At 60.9% G+C, this 19,944-nt stretch carries 15 protein-coding genes; 7 read left to right on the forward strand and 8 right to left on the reverse strand.

Going from position 1 to position 19,944, the window contains the following annotated elements; all coding sequences use genetic code 11:
• Positions 1-182 precede the first annotated feature (182 nt).
• Positions 183-3,572, reverse strand: coding sequence for a transglutaminase family protein (locus ACFQDI_RS15840; RefSeq protein WP_377168476.1), 3,390 nt, complete (start codon positions 3,570-3,572; stop codon positions 183-185).
• Between the two features lie 156 nt (positions 3,573-3,728).
• Here ACFQDI_RS15840 and ACFQDI_RS15845 point away from each other — a divergent pair, with 156 nt between their 5' ends.
• From ACFQDI_RS15845 to ACFQDI_RS15865, 5 genes are all read left to right on the forward strand, one after another.
• Positions 3,729-7,244, forward strand: a complete 3,516-nt coding sequence (locus tag ACFQDI_RS15845; RefSeq protein WP_377168478.1) for a pyruvate carboxylase — start codon at positions 3,729-3,731, stop codon at positions 7,242-7,244.
• A 21-nt stretch (positions 7,245-7,265) separates the two neighbouring features.
• Positions 7,266-8,975: an AIPR family protein gene (locus ACFQDI_RS15850; RefSeq protein ID WP_377168480.1), complete on the forward strand. Its 1,710-nt coding sequence runs from the start codon at positions 7,266-7,268 to the stop codon at positions 8,973-8,975.
• A gap of 384 nt (positions 8,976-9,359) precedes the next feature.
• Complete coding sequence (locus tag ACFQDI_RS15855; protein WP_464694254.1) at positions 9,360-9,905, forward strand: putative polyvalent protein kinase domain-containing protein; 546 nt, start codon at positions 9,360-9,362, stop codon at positions 9,903-9,905.
• A gap of 119 nt (positions 9,906-10,024) precedes the next feature.
• Complete coding sequence (locus ACFQDI_RS15860) at positions 10,025-10,630, forward strand: fatty acid desaturase CarF family protein (RefSeq protein ID WP_377168484.1); 606 nt, start codon at positions 10,025-10,027, stop codon at positions 10,628-10,630.
• Between the two features lie 44 nt (positions 10,631-10,674).
• The gene (locus ACFQDI_RS15865) at positions 10,675-11,727 is read left to right on the forward strand and encodes a DUF5685 family protein (protein ID WP_377168485.1); all 1,053 of its coding nucleotides are present in this window, start codon (positions 10,675-10,677) and stop codon (positions 11,725-11,727) included.
• 385 nt (positions 11,728-12,112) lie between these two features.
• On the opposite strand, the gene ACFQDI_RS15870 is transcribed toward ACFQDI_RS15865, so the two are convergent.
• Positions 12,113-12,583, reverse strand: coding sequence for a transcription elongation factor GreAB (locus ACFQDI_RS15870; RefSeq protein WP_377168486.1), 471 nt, complete (start codon positions 12,581-12,583; stop codon positions 12,113-12,115).
• 92 nt (positions 12,584-12,675) lie between these two features.
• Here ACFQDI_RS15870 and ACFQDI_RS15875 point away from each other — a divergent pair, with 92 nt between their 5' ends.
• On the forward strand, positions 12,676-12,852 hold the full coding sequence (locus tag ACFQDI_RS15875; RefSeq protein WP_377168487.1) for a hypothetical protein: 177 nt from the start codon (positions 12,676-12,678) through the stop codon (positions 12,850-12,852).
• A 32-nt stretch (positions 12,853-12,884) separates the two neighbouring features.
• Positions 12,885-13,505, forward strand: coding sequence for a prepilin-type N-terminal cleavage/methylation domain-containing protein (locus ACFQDI_RS15880; protein ID WP_377168489.1), 621 nt, complete (start codon positions 12,885-12,887; stop codon positions 13,503-13,505).
• Between the two features lie 21 nt (positions 13,506-13,526).
• Here the strand turns inward: ACFQDI_RS15880 and ACFQDI_RS15885 are convergent, their stop codons facing one another.
• The 6 genes from ACFQDI_RS15885 to ACFQDI_RS15910 are packed head-to-tail and all read right to left on the reverse strand — an operon-like array spanning position 13,527 to position 19,889.
• Positions 13,527-14,369, reverse strand: a complete 843-nt coding sequence (locus tag ACFQDI_RS15885; RefSeq protein ID WP_377168491.1) for a hypothetical protein — start codon at positions 14,367-14,369, stop codon at positions 13,527-13,529.
• 8 nt (positions 14,370-14,377) lie between these two features.
• Positions 14,378-14,911: a hypothetical protein gene (locus tag ACFQDI_RS15890; protein WP_377168493.1), complete on the reverse strand. Its 534-nt coding sequence runs from the start codon at positions 14,909-14,911 to the stop codon at positions 14,378-14,380.
• Positions 14,912-14,918: 7 nt separating this feature from the next.
• Positions 14,919-15,863, reverse strand: coding sequence for a substrate-binding domain-containing protein (locus ACFQDI_RS15895; RefSeq protein ID WP_377168495.1), 945 nt, complete (start codon positions 15,861-15,863; stop codon positions 14,919-14,921).
• A gap of 45 nt (positions 15,864-15,908) precedes the next feature.
• On the reverse strand, positions 15,909-16,232 hold the full coding sequence (locus ACFQDI_RS15900; protein WP_377168497.1) for a 1-deoxy-D-xylulose-5-phosphate synthase: 324 nt from the start codon (positions 16,230-16,232) through the stop codon (positions 15,909-15,911).
• An 11-nt stretch (positions 16,233-16,243) separates the two neighbouring features.
• A complete protein-coding gene (locus ACFQDI_RS15905) occupies positions 16,244-18,490 on the reverse strand; it encodes an exo-beta-N-acetylmuramidase NamZ domain-containing protein (protein ID WP_377168499.1) in 2,247 nt (748 codons plus the stop codon).
• A gap of 37 nt (positions 18,491-18,527) precedes the next feature.
• Positions 18,528-19,889, reverse strand: a complete 1,362-nt coding sequence (locus ACFQDI_RS15910) for a sulfatase (RefSeq protein ID WP_377168501.1) — start codon at positions 19,887-19,889, stop codon at positions 18,528-18,530.
• Between the last annotated feature and the right edge of the window lie 55 nt (positions 19,890-19,944).

The following is a 19,944-nucleotide window of genomic DNA, read 5'->3' on the forward strand; positions in this document are numbered from 1 at the left end:
GTTGGCAGCAGCGCATCCTATTTTCAGGCTGGACGCAATGTTTATGCCATGAGCGGGAGTGTGAGGGCTGAGGCCGGGGGATACGGTGGTGCCTGCGAAAGCGGCAGCTGCGATGCAAGGCTTGCGCCTTGCCTCTGCGCGACCTCACTCCCAAACGCTGGCGCGCTCGCGGTGGCGTCAGTTCAACCGTGCCGGAGGTCCAGGGTGAAGGGGAACTCCGGATTGGGCGTGGCGGGGGCCACTTTGATCTTTCCTGGCGTGTGACCGTGGCGGAAGAAGCGGGCGTAGCGGCGGCTTTCAGCCTCGTAGGCATTGACCGGGAAGGACTCGTGACTGAGGCCGCCGGGATGGGCCACGTGGTAGGTGCAACCGCCGAGGGAGCGCTGATTCCACCGGTCCACAAGATCGATGGTGAGCGGCGAGTGGACGCCGACGGTGGGCTGCAGGCAGTTTGGCGGCTGCCAGGCGCGGTAGCGCACGCCGGCGACGTATTCGCCGTTGGTGCCGGTGGGATGCAGCGGGACGGTGCGGCCATTGCAGGTGATGGCGTAGCGGCCCTCGACCAAGCCCTGCGCCTTGATCTGGATGCGCTCGAGGGAGGAGTCCACGTAGCGAACCGCGCCGCCCATGCCGGCATCTTCGCCGAGCACGTGCCAAGGCTCGAGTGCCTGGCGGATCTCCATGTGCACATTTCGGGCGGACCAGTCGCCACTGAGCGGGTAACGGAACTCGAAGTGAGGGGCGAACCATTCGGGCTTGAGCTCGTAACCCGCCTGACGGGTGTCGTAGCAGACGTCCTCGATGTCGCTCCAGGCAAAGTGCGGGAGCATCCAGCGGTCATGGATGTCGGTGCCCCAGCGGACGAGGGGTGCCTCGTAGGGCTCCTTCCAGAAGCGGGCGATGAGGGTGCGGAGCATGAGGGCCTGGGCGAGGCTCATGCGTGCGTGGGGCGGCATTTCATAGCCGCGCATCTCCAGCAGGCCGAGGCGGCCGGTGCTGCTGTCCGGGGAGTAGAGCTTGTCGATGCAGAACTCGGCACGGTGGGTGTTGCCGGTGGAGTCGATGAGGAGGTTGCGGTACAGGCGGTCCACGAGCCACGGCGGGACATGGCCGGCGTCGGAGGCGGCCTTGAAGGCCACCTCCAGCTCGTAGAGGGAATCATTGCGGGCTTCATCGATGCGGGGGCTCTGGCTGGTGGGGCCGATGAAGAGGCCGCTGAACATGTAGGAGAGCGAGGGGTGATTCTGCCAGTAGGTGACGAGGCTGCGCAGGAGGTCCGGACGCCGAAGGAAAGGGCTGTCCTTGGGGTATTCGGCCCCCATGACGATGTGATTGCCCCCGCCGGTGCCGGTGTGGCGGCCGTCGACCATGAACTTCTCGGTGCCGAGGCGGGTCTGGCGGGCCTCTTCGTAGAGGGTTTCGGTGATGTTGACCATCTCGTCCCAGTTTTTGGCCGGGTGGACGTTGACCTCGATGACGCCGGGGTCGGGGGTGACCTTGAGGACGTTCACGCGTGGGTCGTAGGGCGGTGGGTAGCCTTCCAGAACGAGGGGCTGGTCCAAAGCCAGTGCGACGTCCTCCACGGCACCGAGGGCGGAGAGGTACTCCTCCAGCGTCTTGGTGGGGGGCATGAAGACGTGGAGCTTGCCATCGCGCGGCTCCACGCAGAGGGCGGTGCGGACGACCCAGTCTGCGGACTGCCCGACGGAAGGCGGCTGGAAGGCGGGGTCGATGAGCTGCTCCTGCTCGAGGGCTTTGCGCTCCTCCTCGGTGAGATCTGCGAGACCCTTGGGGCCTTTCTGGGAAAGGACGAGCCGCTTCCAGAAGGAGGCGGGGACACCGGCAATACCACGCACGAACTGCTGGCGATCTGGCAGGGGCTCGCGGTCCTCCATGGGGTCCTGCTCGTGATGGTAGGGGTAGTCGGTGGTCTTGACCCAGGGCTGGGAGTCGAGCGGAAGGCGGAGGCCCATGGCGGAGTCTCCGGGGATGAGGTAGCAGCGCTCTGCGCGCAGGAACCAGGGGCCGGTTTCCCAGCCGCCGGATGCCGGCCTGAGCGGCAGGACGTGGCCGATGATCTTGTCCAGCCCCTGCTCGAACACTTTGGCGAGGCGGGTGCGCTCCTCGATGTCCTTGAGGTTGGATTTGTGGGGATCCACGTTGGTGGGCAGGCGGCGCTCGCGCCAGAGGTAGTAGAAGGCGTCCTCGTAGGCGGGCATGATCCACTTGCCGCCGCAGCCGAGGCGCTCCGCCAGGGCGTGGATGAAGCGTGCGGAGTGGGTCTCCGTGACGCCGTAGTCCTTCTGCATGTCTGCAAAGAGGTGGGGGTGGCCCCAGAGGGGCTCGCCGTCCTTGCGCCAGTAGCTGGCGTAGCACCAGCGTGGGAGCTGCTCGCCTGGATACCACTTGCCCTGGCCGTAGTGGAGGAAGGCACCAGGGGAGAAGCGTGCCTTGAGGCGCTTGATGAGCTCGTCCGAGAGGCGGGCCTTCATGGGGCCGACGGCGGTGGTGTTCCACTCGGCGCCTTCGGCGTCGTCGATGGAGACGAAGGTGGGCTCTCCGCCCATGGTGAGGCGGACGTCATTGGCCTGGAGCTCTTTGTCCAGGGCGTGGCCGAGGGCCTCGATCTCGGCCCACTGCTCGTCGGTGTAGGGCTTGGTGACACGGGGGGACTCGAAGATGCGGTCCACCTTCATTTCGAACTCGAACTTGGTCTCGGCGGGCTCGACCAAGCCGGAGATGGGGGCGGCGCTCTGGGGGTCTGGCGTGGCGGCGAGGGGGATGTGGCCCTCCCCGGCGAAGAGGCCGGAGGTGGGGTCAAGGCCGACCCAGCCGGCGCCGGGGAGATAGACCTCGCACCAGGCGTGGAGGTCGGTGAAATCGACCTCGGTGCCGCTGGGGCCATCGAGGGATTTCACGTCCGGCTTGAGCTGGATGAGGTAGCCGCTGACGAAGCGGGCGGCAAAGCCGAGGCGGCGGAGCACCTGAACCATGAGCCAGGAGGTGTCGCGGCAGGAGCCGGTGAGCTTGGTGAGCGTCTCCTCGGCGGTCTGGACGCCGGGCTCCATGCGGACGGTGTAGCCGATGTCCTTCCAGAGGCGCTGATTGATGAAGACCAGCACGTCGATGGTGCGGGGCGGCCAGGGCTTCATCTCCAGGAGGTCGGTCTCAAGACGCTTGAAGTAGTCGGCAAACTTGGGCGTGGGCTCGGCGGCCTTGACGAAGGGGGCCAGCTCGTGGTCGAGGACGGCGTCGTATTTGAAGGGGAAGTGCTCGCACTCGGGCTCGAGGAAGAAGTCGAAGGGATTGAAGACCGTCATCTCGGCGACGACGTCCACCTCGATAGTGAATTCGCTGGTCTTTTCCGGGAAGACGAGGCGGGCAAGGTAGTTGGACTGAGGGTCCTGCTGCCAGTTGAGAAAGTGCTTTTTGGGGGTGACTTTGAGGGAATAGCTCAAAATCCGCGTCCGGGAGTGCGGGGCGGGACGCAGCCGGATGATCTGGGGCCCCAGCTCGACAGGGCGTTCGTAGCGGTAGCTGGTGCGGTGGTGGAGGGCGACGTGGATGGACATGCGGGGGGCTCGTACAGGCGGGAACTGAGCGCCAGACGGTCTTTAATTAGCAAGTTCATGGCCAATCTTGGATCGAGGCGCTGGAAAACTTCGCTAGCACCTTGCCTCGCCGTGATTTCGCTGGACTGTGCGCGCGCATTTCCAACCAACCCTGCCATGTCCAAGAAAGCACCAGCCGCCTCCACGATCCGCCCCATCAAGAAACTGATGGTGGCGAACCGCTCTGAAATCGCCATCCGCGTGATGCGGGCGGCCACTGAACTGGGGCTGAAAACGGTGGGGATCTATGCGCAGGAAGACCGCTTCTGCCCGCACCGCTTCAAGGCGGACGAAGCCTATGAGCTGAACAAGGACAAGGGACCGCTGGGCGCATACCTGGACATCGAGGGCATCGTGGCGCTGGCCAAGGAAAAAGGCGTGGACGCCATTCACCCCGGCTACGGCTTCCTCTCCGAGAACCCCAAATTCTCCCAGGCCTGCGAAGACGCCGGCATCATCTTCATCGGCCCTGAGGCGAAGATCCTCGACATGATGGGGGACAAAACCGCCGCCCGTAACGTGGCGCGCAAACTGAACGTGCCGATCCTGGAAGGCACGGACGAACCGGTGAGCGACCGCAAGGAGGCCCTGGCCACGGCGAAGAAGATCGGCTTTCCGCTGATCATCAAGGCGGCTTTCGGCGGCGGCGGGCGCGGCATGCGCATCGTGCGTGAGGCGAAGGATCTGGAGAAGCTGCTCGACGAAGCCCAGACGGAGGCCGAACGCGCCTTTGGCAACGGGGCCGTGTTCCTCGAAAAATTTGTCGGCAAGGCCAAGCACATCGAAGTGCAGATCCTGGCGGACAAGCATGGCAACGTGCTGCACCTGCACGAGCGCGACTGCTCCGTGCAGCGCCGTCACCAGAAGGTGATCGAGCAGGCGCCGAGCTACGGCATCAAGCAGGAGATCATCGACGGGCTTTGCGAAGCCGCCGTGAAGCTGGCCGAAGCTGTGAACTACACCCACGCTGGCACCGTGGAGTTCCTCGTCGATCACGAGTCCGGCGAGTGGTACTTCATCGAAATGAACCCCCGCATCCAGGTGGAGCACACGGTGACGGAGGAGATCACGGGCATCGACATCGTGCGCAGCCAGATCCTCATCGCCCAGGGCTACAAGGTGCATGAGGAGCCGCTGGCCCTGCCGCCGCAGCACAAGATCGAGAAGAGCGGCTTTGCCATCCAGTGCCGCATCACCACCGAAGACCCGGAAAACGGCTTCACGCCGGACTTTGGCAAGATCCTCACTTACCGCAGCGCAGGCGGCTTCGGCATCCGTCTGGACGGTGCGCTGGGCGCCACAAACGCGGTGATCACGCCCTACTATGACTCGATGCTGGTGAAGATGACGGTCTTTGCCCGCACCTACCAGCAAGCGCTGGACCGCATGGACCGCGGTCTGCGCGAGTTCCGCATCCGCGGGGTGAAAACAAACATCCCCTTCCTCATGAACGTGGTGCACCACCCGGACTTCATGTCCGGCCAGGCCACCACTCGCTTCATCGACAACAATCCCGACCTGCTGAAGTTTGTGGCGCGCAAGGACCGTGCCTCCAAGCTGCTGAGCTACCTGGCGGACACGATCGTGAACGGCAACCCGTTTGCCAAGGGGCACAAGATTTCCAAACCCTTCAGTGCGCCGCCGATTCCCAAGTATGACCACCGCGTGGAGCCTGCCAAGGGCACGAAGCAGCTCCTCACTGAGATGGGGCCGGAGAAGTTCTGCAAGAACTGGGTGGCAAAGCAGAAGAAGCTGCTGCTGACGGACACCACCATGCGCGACGCCCACCAGTCTCTGCTGGCCACGCGCATGCGCACTTATGACATGCTGGCCGTGGCGGACAGCGTGGCGCGCCGCACGCCGAACCTTTTCTCCCTGGAGATGTGGGGCGGCGCGACCTTCGACGTGACGATGCGCTTCCTGCGTGAAGACCCGTGGGACCGCCTGCGCGACATCCGCGCGAAGGTGCCGAACATCCTTCTCCAGATGCTCTTCCGCGGCTCCAACGCCGTGGGCTACACCAACTACCCGGACAACGTGGTGAAGGGCTTCATCAAGCACTCCGCCGAGAACGGCATGGACATCTTCCGCATCTTTGACTCGCTGAATTACCTGCCAAACCTGAAGGCGGCGATGGATGCCGTGCGCGAAGAGACAAACTCCATCTGCGAAGGCACCCTCTGCTACACCGGAGACATTCTCGATCCGAAGCGCGACAAGTATGACCTGAAGTACTACGTCCGTCTGGCCAAGGAGCTGGAAAAGATGGGAGCACACATGCTCTGCATCAAGGACATGGCGGGCCTCGTCCGTCCCTTCGCCGCCAAGAAGCTGGTGAAGGCTCTGAAGGATGAAGTGGGCCTGCCGATTCATTTCCACACGCATGACACCAGCGGTCTGAACGCCTCCAGCATTCTGGAAGCCGCCACGGCGGGCGTGGACGTGGTGGACGCCGCCATCTCCTCCCTCTCCGGCGGAACCTCGCAGCCGAACCTCAACTCGATCGTGGCTGCCATGCAGAACACGCCGCGCGACACCGGGCTGGACAGCGAGGCGCTGCAGGAGTTCAGCGACTACTGGGCCGCCGTGCGTGCCTACTACAAGCCCTTTGACACCGCCGAGCCTTACGGCACCGCCGAAGTGTATCTGCATGAGATGCCCGGCGGCCAGTATACAAACCTCAAGGAACAGGCCATCGGCATGGGCCTGGGGCCACGCTGGCCGGAGATCGCGCACGCGTATGCGGAGGTGAACCAGCTCTGCGGTGACATCGTCAAGGTGACGCCGTCCAGCAAGGTGGTGGGCGACCTCGCCATCGAGTGCGTGGCGCGTGGCGTGAAGCCCAGCGATGTCTTCAACCTCACCGGCACCAAGTGGAGCAAGGACGTGACCAGCATGTTTGAAGGCTGGCTCGGCGAGCCCTTCTACGGAATGGAACCCGCCAAGGCCGCGGATTCACGCAAGAAGTGGAACAAGCTGGCCGACGCCATCGTGGGCAAGGACGGCAAGCGCATCAAAGGCCGCCCGGGCACGCATGCCGCCAAGGTGAACCTGACCGAGGTCCGCGCTGAGCTGAAGGCCAAGCTGAAGAAGGAGCCGACCGACGACGATGTGTGGAGCTACCTCATGTATCCGGACGTGTTCCTGAAGTTTGCCGACTTCCGCAAGACCTACGGCGATGTCTCCGCGCTGCCCACGCCTGCTTACTACTACGGCCTGCAGGACAAGGAAGAAATCCACATCAACCTGGAAGAAGGCAAGACGCTCTTTGTGCGCCTCCTCAACATGACCGAGGCCGACGCCACCGGCCAGCAGACCGCCATCTTCGAGCTCAACGGCTACCCACGCCACACCACCGTCACCAACAAGGCGCTCGCGAAGAACGCCGTGACCAAGACCAAGGCCGACCCGGCTGACCCGACTCAAGTCGGCGCTCCAATGCCCGGCATGGTCGCCAGCATCGCCGTGAGCGTGGGCCAGAAGGTGAAGGAAGGCGAAACCCTCCTCACTCTCGAAGCCATGAAGATGTTCGCCGCCGTGGCATCACCGATCGCCGGCACCGTGAAAGAGATTTGCGTCAAGATCAGCGAAAGCGTCGAGAGCAAGGATCTGATGGTGAGGCTGGTGAAGTAAGCCTAGCTAAAAAGTTCAATCATGGACCAGATCACGAAACACTTGATGACGGAGTTTGCTTCGCAAAACTCGCTTACCAAGCTTCCTGAAGATAAGCAATTTGAACATTTTGCGGCCTATATTGCGACAAATGACCACCTGAGCGATTCGCTTGATACAACGGATGTTGTGGTTGGAAGCGGGGGAGACTGCGCGATTGATGCGATTACATTTATTGTGAATGGGGTTATTGTCACCGATCCTGCTGAAATTTCTGATCTGGCCGCGACTAATAAGTATGTAGATGCCAGCATCATAATCGTGCAGGCTGAACGTTCATCAGGCTTTGACACAGCTAAGATTGGTAATATCAGCTTTGGAATCACTGACTTCCTCAGCGAGTCTCCTCAATTACCTCAAAACGACGAAATTAGAGAGTCTAAGATAATTGCTGACGCACTTTTTAAACAAGCTGGCCTCTTTACGAGAGGCAATCCGATTTGTTTTGTATATTATGTCACTACTGGCAAATGGCAGAACGATGCGAACTTAACAGCAAGACGTGACGCAGCAAAAGCAGACATCGAAAGTCTTGGTCTATTTCGAGAGGTCCGCTTTGAATGCTTGGGTGCCGACCAAATCCAGGCGCTTTACCGGAAAACCAAAAACGCAGTGTCGAGACAGATTGTCTTCGAACGTAAATTAACCATTCCAGCAATCGCTGGGGTAGACCAAGCTTATATGGGAGTCTTGGCGGCAGGTGAATACCTAAAGCTTATCACGCAGGATAATGGAGAAATCGCCTCCTCATTATTCCATGACAATGTTCGTCACTGGATGGAGTGGAACGCTGTCAATAGTGATATTCGCCAAACTCTTTTAGATGCAGCCCAACAGCATTTGTTTCCAATCCTGAACAATGGTATCACGATTGTTGCTCAACGAATCAACCCTGTTGGAGACCGCTTTGTCATAGAGGATTATCAAATTGTTAATGGTTGCCAAACGAGCCATGTGCTTTTTGCATGCAAGGAGCGGCTGGCTTCAAACATGTTTATTCCAGTGAAAATACTGGCAACTACCGATGAAGGCATTCGAAATTCGGTCATTCGCGCAACAAACAGACAGACAGAAATCTCCGATGATCAGTTCTTTGCGCTCGAAGAGTTTCCAAAGAAACTAGAGACTTATTTCCCGACATTTGACGCACAATATCGTCTTTATTATGAGCGCCGCCCAAGGCAGTATGCGTCCGAAAATGTCGAGAAAGTGCGCATCATCAATATGCCCACTTTGGTTCGAGCCTACGCGTCCGTCTATCGTGAATTCCCTCATAAAACGACTAAAAACTACAAGGGTTTACTCAAGGAAGTTGGAAATGAAATTTTCGGCAAAGATCATTTTTTGAGTGCTTATTACGCAGCTGCTTTTGCACATTATCGTCTCGATTATTTATTTCGTAATAACTACCTTCCAGCCAAACTCAGACCCGCTCGTTATCACATTTTATTGGCAGCTCGATTGATGCTGTTTCCTGATCCTCCAGCGAAACCCAATTCCCATGAAATGGATCGCAATGCCAATAAACTCGTGGAGTCTCTCCGAGACGAAGAAGGATCTAAGAAGCTCTTTGCAGAAGCGGCAACTGTCGTTGAAAGCCTTGCCCAAGGAAATTTGAACCGTGACCATATTCGTACGGAGCCTTTTACTGAAAGCTTATTGCGCCACTACGGCCGGAAATTTAGAACCTAATTTCTAACAGAATCAAAACCCGGCGAGCTTTCGGTATGTAGCGCAGCATGGGTGAGCGATAGTGAGCGCTATCACAGATCATCACACCCAAACTACCCTCAAGGTTAAGAATCCCGAGGTTCCGTCACTCGAACGCTCCTTCCGCAGCAACTCGGAAGCTCCAGGAACATCAGATTCACCTTTTGACTTTGGGATTCGGTCAAGCATGTTTCATTAATTGAACCGCTCCTTTCCATCTCCGCAGCTCTCGGGAAAACCTGTGACTATCCACGTCACGAGGGTGCGGCAGGCTTTCTCCGAAGCGCGGCGCAGAGCCTTGCAGACGCAGGGGGTGGTGACCCTGCAAAAGGCTCGGGCGAATCAATTGACGATGAAATCGGTGTCCTGAGCTCCCTCTTTACACGAGAACAGCGCTGGCTCTCGGTGGATGAAGTGGAGCGCGAGCTGCAAACCGATGCCTTGAAAGGCGGCAAAGAACATCGTGTGGCGTTGCTGCCGGGCAGGAATCTCGTTCTCAAGGTCGCCGATGCCCGAAAGCTCGCCACGGAATCGCTGTTCGACTACCTGAGCGATCTGCTGCTCTCCAACTACTTTTTCGACGACGAAATTCAACTGCTCGGCGGCATGCTGGAGGGCGGACGGCTCCAAGTGGTGATCACGCAGCCCTACATCGACGGCGTTCACCCTGAATGGGAAGAGCTCAAAGCCTCCCTCATCCGGCAAAACTTGCGTGACCCGGCCCCTCGCTCCCTTGGCGGCAATTTTGTCCTCGACGACGATCTCCTTGGTGAAGTGGATGTCTTTGACCTGCATCCTAACAACGTCATCCAGGACGTCACTGGCTGGTTGCATCCTATTGATGCCCATTTCTACTTTGACGACCGCGCCGCACGCATGACCGCTCTGAAAACCCTCGGTCTTCTCATTTGAGCGCTCGAAGAACAGTCGGAGTGCTGCGATAGGCTCATACCATCCATTGATCCCCTCAATCGCACCTTCAAGACTATCAATATCCTGATTTGTGAAGGCTGAGGCAGAGATGCGGGGTCATGAAAGACCTTATCTTACTCTCTATACAGGCGGCAGGTGTGGTGCTGGCGGCGGATTTTGCGGCGGGGCTGGTTCATTGGTTTGAGGATGCGTATGTGCGCGAGGACACGCCGTGGCTGGGGCGCTGGCTGGGAAGGCCGAACATCGTGCATCATCACCTGCCCCGGCACATGACGCACAACACGTGGTGGCAGAGCAACAAGGAGCTGGTGATGACGATGAGTGTGCTGCTGATCGCGGCGGCATGGCTGGACTGCCTGACGTGGCACGTGTGGCTCTTTGCGCTGGTGGGGGGAAATGCGAACGAGGTGCACAAGTGGGCGCACCGCACACGGCGGGAGAATGGGCGCGTGATCTCGCTGCTGCAGGATCTGCGGATTTTGCAGACGCCGCAACATCATGCCGTGCATCACACGAATCCGAAGGACGTGCACTACTGCCCGGTGACGAATGTGCTGAATCCAGTGCTGGATGCGGTGCGCTTCTGGGAGGGGCTGGAGTGGCTGCTAGCGCATGCGGTGGGACTGAAGCGGCAGCCGGACAGCTCGGTGCCGGGCCAGGGCAAAGCGCCGGCGTGGATCGTGGAGATGCGGCGGGCGGGTTGAGCGAAAATCATTCGTCGCCGGAGGTGTTTGCGCCATCTTTGGCGATGTTCGGCCATCTCCCGGGTCCCACGATGTGCTGCCAGAAGGCGGCGTCTTTGTATCGAGCGCACTTCTGCGGTCTCGGCACGAGTTTGCACCGACACTATGGCGCGTGGGCGCGCTGGCTGGTGAACCGGGACAGCGCTTTTCTCACGCTGCTGGGCTCCGCCCTGGCGGAAGCGCCGCCGGTGCTGTGCCGGACGACGTGCTGCAATGCATTTGCCACGCCGCGTGATCTCGTGGCGGACAGCCCGGTGCTGCAGTACACGGCCGCTGTGACGGTCTGCGGCCTGAGCGCGAAGCTGGACGACGATGCACAGGATGAGCGGGGGTGGCGACGCCATGCGGCGCGTGTGGGATCGAGAGCGCTCGACAGGCCGATCGGCGACGCGCTGGGTCTGCTGCATGCGATGCGCTTTCCGGTGCAAGAGGTTCGCGGCTGGATGGCGGGGCAGGCTGACATTGAGCATCCCGCAGCGAGACTCGACGCATGCGCAGGGCCGACGTGTGCGGCGTATGGTGAGATCGTGGGGCACCTCGCGCAGGTGTCGGGTGCACCGGGTGCGAAACCGCTGCTGCGTCAACTCGGTGAGAGCCTGGGCTTTCTCATCTACGCGCAAGATGCGTGGGAGGATTGGGCGCGGGACAAGAAGCGCGGGCAGTTTAACCCGCTGCATGCTTTTCCTGATCTCGTGGGGCGGCGGGCGGCGTTGCTGCCTAAGCTTGAACAAGCACTCGCGAGCCTGCGGCGCACGTTTGATGCCCTGCCGCTGCGGCGACATCGCGACCTGCGGCAGACGGTGCTGATCGCAGGTGCGGAAGCGCGGGTGGTGCAGGTGGCGGGAGACACGAAGAAAGGCACGAAGCATGTGCAGTCACCCATTGAAGGCACCGAGCGGAAACGCTCCTGCTGGGACAAATGCGATGGGTGCCACTGCGATGAATGCTGTGACTGCTGTAGCTGCTGCCGCCCCGGATGGACCCGAGGCGGGGGGACCATGGTCGACTGCAATCCCTGCGACGGCGACGGGTGCGGATGCTGCGGCTGTGACTGCTAGCGCAGGCTGTGATTGATCTGGCAAGCCTCCAGAAACAGAACCGCATGAACGGAGAGATGTGATGGGGCGAAAGCAGCTGCTCCCGCGCCCCTTCAGGGCGCTTCCTGAAGAGGTGGTGCGCGTGGATGGGAGAGACCCAGGGCTTGTCGCTGCGCTCCGGCGCCCTGGGCTGACTCCGGGGGCCCTTCAGGCCCCATGCAGTGTGACGCTTTGAGGAGCATGATGTCGCATTCTGCAGGACAGGCTGGATCAGCCGTGATCAGGCCACGGCGGTCACCTTTGCGGAAAGGCCGGGGCTCACCTGCGGGTCCTACAGGCCCCATGCAGTGTGACGCTTTGAGGGGCATGATGTCGCATTCTGCAGGACAGGCTGGATTCGCCGTGGTCAGGCCACTGCGGTCACCTTTGCGGAAAGGCCGGGGCGCAGGGCGATGGTGTCCCCTGCCCGCTTGGCGATGAGTTTTTGACCCAAGGCGGATGCGGGAGTGATGACGACGACTTCCTGACCTGCATGCACTATCTCGGTACCGCCTGCGAAGGGGCCGAGGAAGTAGTGGGTTTGTTCGCCGGAAGTTTCCAAGGTGACGAGGGCTCCGAGTGTGATGGCGGCGCCTGACTCGAGGGTGTTTCCTGACAATGCGCCGAAGGCACGCACGGCCTCCTGCAACTCTGCCACGCGCTGGGCCTGACCGCGGGCGACGTAGGAGGCCTCGAGGGTGCGGGTGTCGTATTTGTTTTCCGCCTTGCTGTCCGGATCTGTGGCTGCGGCAAAGGAGCCCTGCGCGGCGCGGGTGAGGGCGGCGAGTTCGGCACTGAGGACGGAGAGGATTTGATCGAGGACGGCTTCTTTGTTCACGGGAGGGGAAGCCGTGCGCTGTTTCCCGAGGGGGATCAAGGGTGAAAAGAGCAGGATTGACCTGCTGTGACTGTTTCTAATAAGGTTCAGCTGTGAACACGCACCGGCATCAGCGCCCTTTGGTTTTCATCAGCTTTCCGTTTCTTGCTGTGATCGTGCTGGTGGCACTGCTGGCCAGCCTGACCCTGGCTGTTTTTAACAAGGTTCATCAACGAAGCCGGACGCATCCAATCCCGGTGCCTGCAATGACGCCGAAAAACCAGGATTGACCCCCGACCGGCATTTCGGGTAAACTCCAAATATGAAAACGCACCGGCAACCTGCTACGAGAGCGTTCACCCTGATCGAACTGCTCATCACGATCACCATCATCGCGATCCTCGCCAGCCTGACAGCAGCGGGGGTCACCCAGCTCATCGACAAAGCCAACAATCTGAAAGTGCGAACGGTGCTGATGGATCTCAAGACTGGCATCGAAACGTACCAGACCGACTACAACCGCTATCCCGTGAGCGCAGGCTTCACCGGGGCCAATGGTGAGGACGCGCCTGAACTGCTGACGGATGGCAGCAATCCGCTGGTGGACACGCTCATGGGCATTCCGCCGGCGTCTGGAGGCACGGCGGATCTGAATCCGAAGCGCACCCAGTTTGCGACCTTCAATCCTGCGAACAACGGACGGCATGGGCTGGTGGGTGCGGCGCGCCCCTACAAGCTGACGGACATGTACGGCCAGCCGTACCACATCCTGCTGGACACGAACGGCGACAACCAGGTGAAGAATCCGGATGCAGCCAATACGGACCCGAAGATCTCGACGGGTCAGGCGGCGCATCTGCCGCTGAAGATCGCCGTTTACAGCAGCGGCAAGGACCAGATACCGGGCACGAGCGATGATGTCACCTCGTGGCGGCCGAAATGATGCGGCGCTGCCACGCGTGCGCTACTTCCCGGCCGATTTGAAAACTTCGGGGTGGTCGAGGATCAATTTTTTCACGCGTCCAGCCAGCACCGCCGGACAGTCTGGCGGCAGCCAGGAGACGTTTTCGAGGATTTCGCGCCCGCCGATGGTGCCGACGATGACGTACGCACTGAGCAGGGTGCCCAGCACATCTGCATGAGAGCCGTCTGAATCGTAAAGGGACAGGGCGGGATATTCATCATGCACCAGCCACCAGAAATCGCCGACGGGACTGACGAGGATCTGGGCACCGGGATTGCTTTCCTGAGCGGCCTTCACAGAACGGGCATTGGCCACATGGATGCGGGTGCTTGCCTCTGCCGAGGAAGCGCCGGTGAGAAGGGCGTCTGCGTCTTTTTCCTTCCAAAGCTTTTCGTGCCGGGACCACACCTGGAAGTCGATGATGAGGACTTTGGGGTTCTGCTCGCGGGCGAGGCGGACGAGCTTGGAGAGGCCGTTTTCCATGAGATTGCGGGCGTCTGCGTCCACCGCAGCGGCGGCGGAGACGACGCTCTGCTCCTGCACGACGACGATGTCCCAGGGCTTGCCGTCGTCGGCGCCCTGCTTGAGCAAGGCGAGGCCCTCGGCATTGGTGGTGTGGCGCTCCAAGGTATAGCTGCCATGCAGGCTGCTGGCGATGTGCGGAGCGAAGACTCCGGAAGAAAGCAGCAGCTCGCCCACCATGCCGGGGAGCTTGTTGAAGGCGGTGTAGCTGTTGCCAAAGAAGAGGATGCGGACCGGAGCCGCGCCCTGCTCCTGCGCAGGCAGAGGACCAATGAGGGTGATGAGGACGGCCAGCAGAAGCCGGCGAATGGTGGAAGGCATGCCTGAGTTCATGGCTTGCAGAGCTTGTCCGCCAGCAGCTCGGCTTTTTCATTTCCTTCCCTGGCAGACAGATGGGCGACGACGGCGGACTTGTCCTTGTCGAGCCTGATGATCACGAAGGTCTCCAGGCGGGTCTGCTTTTCGTCATCGGCGCTGGACATCATGCGGTAGATGATGGCGTAGGGCGCGAAGGTGTCGCCTTTGCGGAAGCCGCGCCACTGGACGACGTTGTTGGCCTTGGCCGGGAACTGGCCAGGGCAGGCGGTGAGGGTGGCGTTCATGAGGTCGGTCTTGCGGCCGTCGTAGATGAGATTGATCCAGCTGCGGAGATCGCCGCCTTCATGGATGACCTGATAGCCGCCGAGGCCGGGACAGAGGTGCTTGAAGTGATCGATCTCGGGTTCTTTTTCGCGTGAGGAGTCTTCGAGGATTTTGACCTTCTTGGGGTCGGTGGTGGTGAACTCGGAGTCGGGCTTGGGATCTGCGGCAGAGGCGATAAGGCAGCCGAAGGCCAGGAAGAGAAACAGGGGGAGGAATTTCATGGGTGGATCATTTCAGCGAAGCATGCGCCGCGCCATCGGCTTTGCGATAGAGGCTGGTGGGGATGAGCATCTGAGGGGGGAGTTCTTCGCCGTTCGAATAGCGCATGAAGGCACGGACGACCTCCGCGCCCATTTTGTCCGGGAACTGAATCGGGTCGGCGTAGATCTTGCCGTCCTTGATGGCCTGCTTGCCTTCGGGCTGGCCGTCGAAGCCGATGATGACGACCTTGTTTGTTTTTCCCGCCTTCTCCACGGCCCCACGGGCACCAAGGGCGCCGGGGTCATTGATGGCGAAGATGCCGACAAGATCTGGATGTGCCTGGAGCATGTCCTCAGTGGCCTTGTAGCCTTTGTCATTCGCGCCGCCGCAGTCGAGCTCGCTGACGATCTCGATCTTCTTCACCGCTGCGGCGTTGTGAGCGGCCAGGGACTCTTTGAAGCCTTTGACGCGGAGGATGCAGGACTCGACCTGCTTCATGTCGAGCACGCCGATCTTTCCCCCCTGCCCTTTCAGCGCCTCGATCATGGCCTCAGCGGCCATCTTGCCACCGCCGAAGTTGTCGGTGGCCACCTGGGTGGTGATTTTCACGCCGGGCTCATTGCAGGGAACGTCCACGGTGAAGACGGGGATGGCGGCGGCGTTTGCCTCCTGAATGACGGTGACGATGGCCTTGGAGTTGGTGGGGCTGAGCACGATGGCGGCGACGTCGCGCACGATGAAGTCCTTGATCTGGTTGCTCTGGCGCGCCACGTCGGAGTCGGCGCTGACGATGAGGGTGTCATAGCCGTGCTTTCTGGCCTCGGCCTCGATGTTGTCGGCGATGACTTTGAAGAAGGGATTCTGCAAGGAGAGGAGCGACACGCCGATGGTGCCTCTGGATGACTCCGCAGGTTTGCCGCAGGCGGCAAGCAGGAGGGTGCAGAGCAGAAGGAGGCGGCGGTATTTCATCATGCGGATGGTAGCACGGGCACTCCCCTATCATGCAAGCTCCAGATTTCACTGCACGCCATCGTTTATCCGCTCAGGCAAGTTGCGAATCTTCGTCCAATACTCCTCTCTCACGTCTTCATCGATTTCCACGGGCACCCTTCCGCCATACAGCCTGTCTTCTCCGTCTTTGCGCGGTCCAGAAACCCAGTAGTGATGACCTGTGGCCAGATCGACGTGATTGCTCTTGTAACCAGCTCCATCGAGATTTTTCAGTTCCAATCCGCCGTAGAACAACGTCCTGCCCGTCTTGGACAATCGTACCCGTCCAATCCGGGCTGGCCCGCTGAGTCCGCCGCTTTTATTTTCGATGTACATGATTCGTGTCTTCATGGCCCAGTACATCAATACTTCAAAAAGCGTTCGCGTCTCGTCTCAAAGGCCTGCGACTCAGTGGCCCAGGCTGCGACGATCTTTTTCCATGAGCCGCCAGCACGCATCTCATTCACGCTGGCGGCGCGATTGAGGAGGGTGTCCACCAGGGCGAGCTTGAACTCCTTGGGATAAAGCCTCTGCAGGGTGCTGGCGATGGCGATGCCGACATCGACGGCATTCAAAGCGGTGCGGTCGGTGATGGCCATGCGCACGCCGCCGCAGGGTTCGCCTTTGAACACACTTGCTGCGGGGGTGAAGCGTATGGGGGTGAACTGGACGCCTGGCAGACCGAGCTTGTTCAGTTCATACGACAGGCGCAGGTCGTCCACATAGGGAGCGCCGAGGACCTCAAAGGGGGTGTCGGTGCCGCGCCCGACGGTGATGCTGAACTCCAGCAGGCCGATACCAGGATACAGCAGCGCGGCATTGAGCGAACGCATGTTGGGCGAGGGATTGATCCAGGGAAGACCGGTCTGGTCAAAGAGCAGGTGGCGCTGCCAGCCTTCGACGGGGATGACTTTCAAATCGCACTGCATGGCGCGCTCGGCATTCATCATGGCTGCGAGCTCACCGGCGGTCATGCCGTGGCGCAGCGGGATGGCGTGGGTGGCGGTGGGTTTTTCGGCGTCGATGAGGGCGGGACCCTCCACCTGGAGGCCGCCGATGGGGTTCACGCGGTCGAGGACATAGAAGGGTTTTTTGGCTTTCGCGGCGGACTCCATGCAGAGGCGCATGGTGCCGATGTAGGTGTAGAAGCGACAGCCGATGTCCTGGATGTCGAAGACGAGTGCGTCCACGTCTGCGAGCTGCTCCTGGGTGGGGGCGCGCTGCGTGCCGTAGAGGCTCAGAACGGGGAGGCCGGTCTTTTTGTCGGTGGAGTTGCTGATTTTTTCCTGATCGAGCTCGCCACGGATGCCGTGCTCTGGGCTGAAGAGTTTTTTCAGCTTCACCTCGGGGGCCTTGGCGAGGAGATCGATGGTGCTGTGGCGCCGGGCGTCGATGCCGGTTTGATTGGTGATGAGGCCGATGCGGAGGCCTTTGAGATCGGCGAATTTTCGACGGGTGAGCACGTCGATGCCATTGAGCACGGTGGGCATTTCCTTTTCATCGCGCGGCCAGGGCGGGCCGGTGGAGGGAATGATCTTCACGCATTTGGCTGCTGCTGTGCCGATCTCTTCATAGAGATCGCGCACGCTGCCTTTGCCATCGGGGTGCAGGCGAGAGCTCATGAAGATGACGAAGGTCTGCGAGGCGGGATCGAGCCACAGGCTGGTGCCGGTGAAACCGGTGTGTCCGAAAGAGCCGACGGGGAAGATCTTGCCACGCGGGCGGCTGAAGGTGGAGTCGATGTCCCAGCCGAGCCCACGGCGCTCAAAGACGGTGGCCGGGGTCTGCGGTGCGGTCATGAGTTTGACGGTCTCGGGTTTTAACACGCCAGCACCGCCTGCGAGAATCATGTGTGCGTACCTTGCGAGATCGCCAGCGGTGGTGAAGAGGCCGGCGTGGCCGGTGACACCGCCCATTTTGCGTGAGGTGGGGTCGTGCACGACGCCGCGCAGCATGGTGCCGGTGTCGTCTTTTTCGGTGGGAGCGATGCGTGGCTGCCACTCCTCGGGCGGGAGGAAGCGGGTGGAGTCCATGTGCAGGGGCTGGAAGACATGCTGCGCTGCGAACTCATTCAACTGCATGCCGCTGACGCGCTGGACGATCTCGCCGAGCAGGATGAAATTGATGTCTGAATAGCGGAAGAAGCGGCCGGGAGGACCGTCGGGCTCTGTGGCGATGGCGCGTTCGATGCCTGCCGCGTAACCTGACCATTCCGGCTCCTTGGGAATGCCGGGCCTGAAGCCGGAGGTGTGGGTGAGCAGGTGACGCACGGTGATGCCAGCACGCATCTCCGGAATGTAGCGACGCGCCTCGGCCTCCAGCTCGATCTTTCCCTGCTCCATGAGGATGAGCACGCTGGGCAGGGTAGCGACAACCTTGGTCAAAGAAGCGGCATCGAAGACAGTGTCTTCGGTCATGGCTTCTTTGGCAGGAACGAGCGCGCGCTGGCCTTCGACGAGAGTGAGCTTTTTGTCTCCGCTCTCCAGCCAGAGCACAGCACCGGCCGGGTTTCCTTTGGCGATAGCTTTGGACACCACGGCGCGCAGAGGATCGAACTCATCCGCGTGAGCGAAGGAGCAGAGCAGAAGAAAAGTGAGCGGGCGCAGCATGATGAACCTCATGCTGCCAGAAACGCTGTGAAGCAGGCTATTTCTTTTTCTTCTTCGCCGCTGGTTTGCCCTGCTTGGGGCTTTCGAAGATGGGAGCGATGGTGCCTTTTTCCCATTCGGCAATGGCGGCGACGAGTTCTTTGACCACCTCGGGCTTCTCAACAGCGAGGTTTTGGGATTCGCCGATGTCGGTGGAGAGATCGTAGAGCTCGGGCTCCGCTTTGCCGAGGCGCACGAGCTTCATGGTGCCGCGACGCACGGCGTTGTTGCCGCCGGGACCGCCGGTGCGCCAGAAGAGGGTGTCGTGGGGTGCGGTGGATTTTTCACCGCTGAGGAAGGGCAGGAGGTTTACGCCATCGAGATTTTTCGGCGTCAGGTCTGCGGAGTCCGCAGCGGCCAGCGAGGTGGGCAGGAAGTCGAGGGCGATGACGGGCTGCTCGTATTTGCCGGGCTTGATTTTGGCGGGCCAGCTGACGAGGAAGGGCACACGCATGCCGCCTTCATAGACCATGCCCTTGGCACCGCGCAGGGGGGCGTTGCTGGTGAAGTTGCTGCCGCTCTTCGCCTGGAGATTGGGGCCGCCGTTGTCGCTGACGAAGCAGATCAGCGTGTTCTCGCGCTGCTTGGTGGCGTCGAGCTTGTCCAGCACAGCGCCCACGGCTTCATCCATGGCCGATACCATGGCGGCGTAGGTCTGGCGGCTTTTGTCGGCAATCTGCGAATACCTGTCGAGCCACTTCTGCGGGGCCTGGAGTGGTGTATGCGGGGCGTTGAAGGCGAGATAGAGCATCCAGGGCTTGGCCTCCCCGGTGTGACGTCCGATGAATGCTGCCGCCTCATCGCCAAACTGCTCGGTGAGGTACTTGGTCTGGGCCTCGTCCTTGCCATTGCGGTTCAGCGGGAGGGTGTACTCCACGCCGCCTTTGTCTCCGGGGAAGTACTGATGCCCGCCGCCGAGCGCGCCGAAGTATTCGTCAAAGCCGCGCTCATTGGGGTGGAACTGCGGATGCGCGCCGAGGTGCCACTTGCCGACGGCCCCGGTGGTGTAGCCGGCCTTGCGCATGAGCTGGGGATAAGTCGTCTCCGTCAGGGGAAGGCCTGCCACGGTGTCCTGCGGGAGCCAGGCGGGGTTGTTTTCATGGCCGAAGCGGTGCTGGTAGCGGCCCGTCATGATGCCTGCGCGGGTGGGGCTGCAGAAAGGGTGGGAGACGTAGCCGTTGGTGCACACGAGGCTCTGGGCGGCGAGCTTGTCGAGATGAGGCGTGGTGATTTCCTTGGAGCCCTGGAAGCCTAGGTCGTGGTAGCCGAGATCGTCTGCGACGATGAGCAGGACGTTGGGTTTGGCGGCAAAGGCGGACGATGCGAGAAGCAGTGCGGCGAGGAGAAGAAGCGGGCGCATGATGAGGCGCGATAAACGCGGGTTTGCCGCGCTTGTTTCACTTCCGGCTTGCAAG

The organism is Prosthecobacter fluviatilis, from assembly GCF_042655725.1.
Classification (GTDB): Bacteria; Verrucomicrobiota; Verrucomicrobiia; order Verrucomicrobiales; family Verrucomicrobiaceae; genus Prosthecobacter; species Prosthecobacter fluviatilis.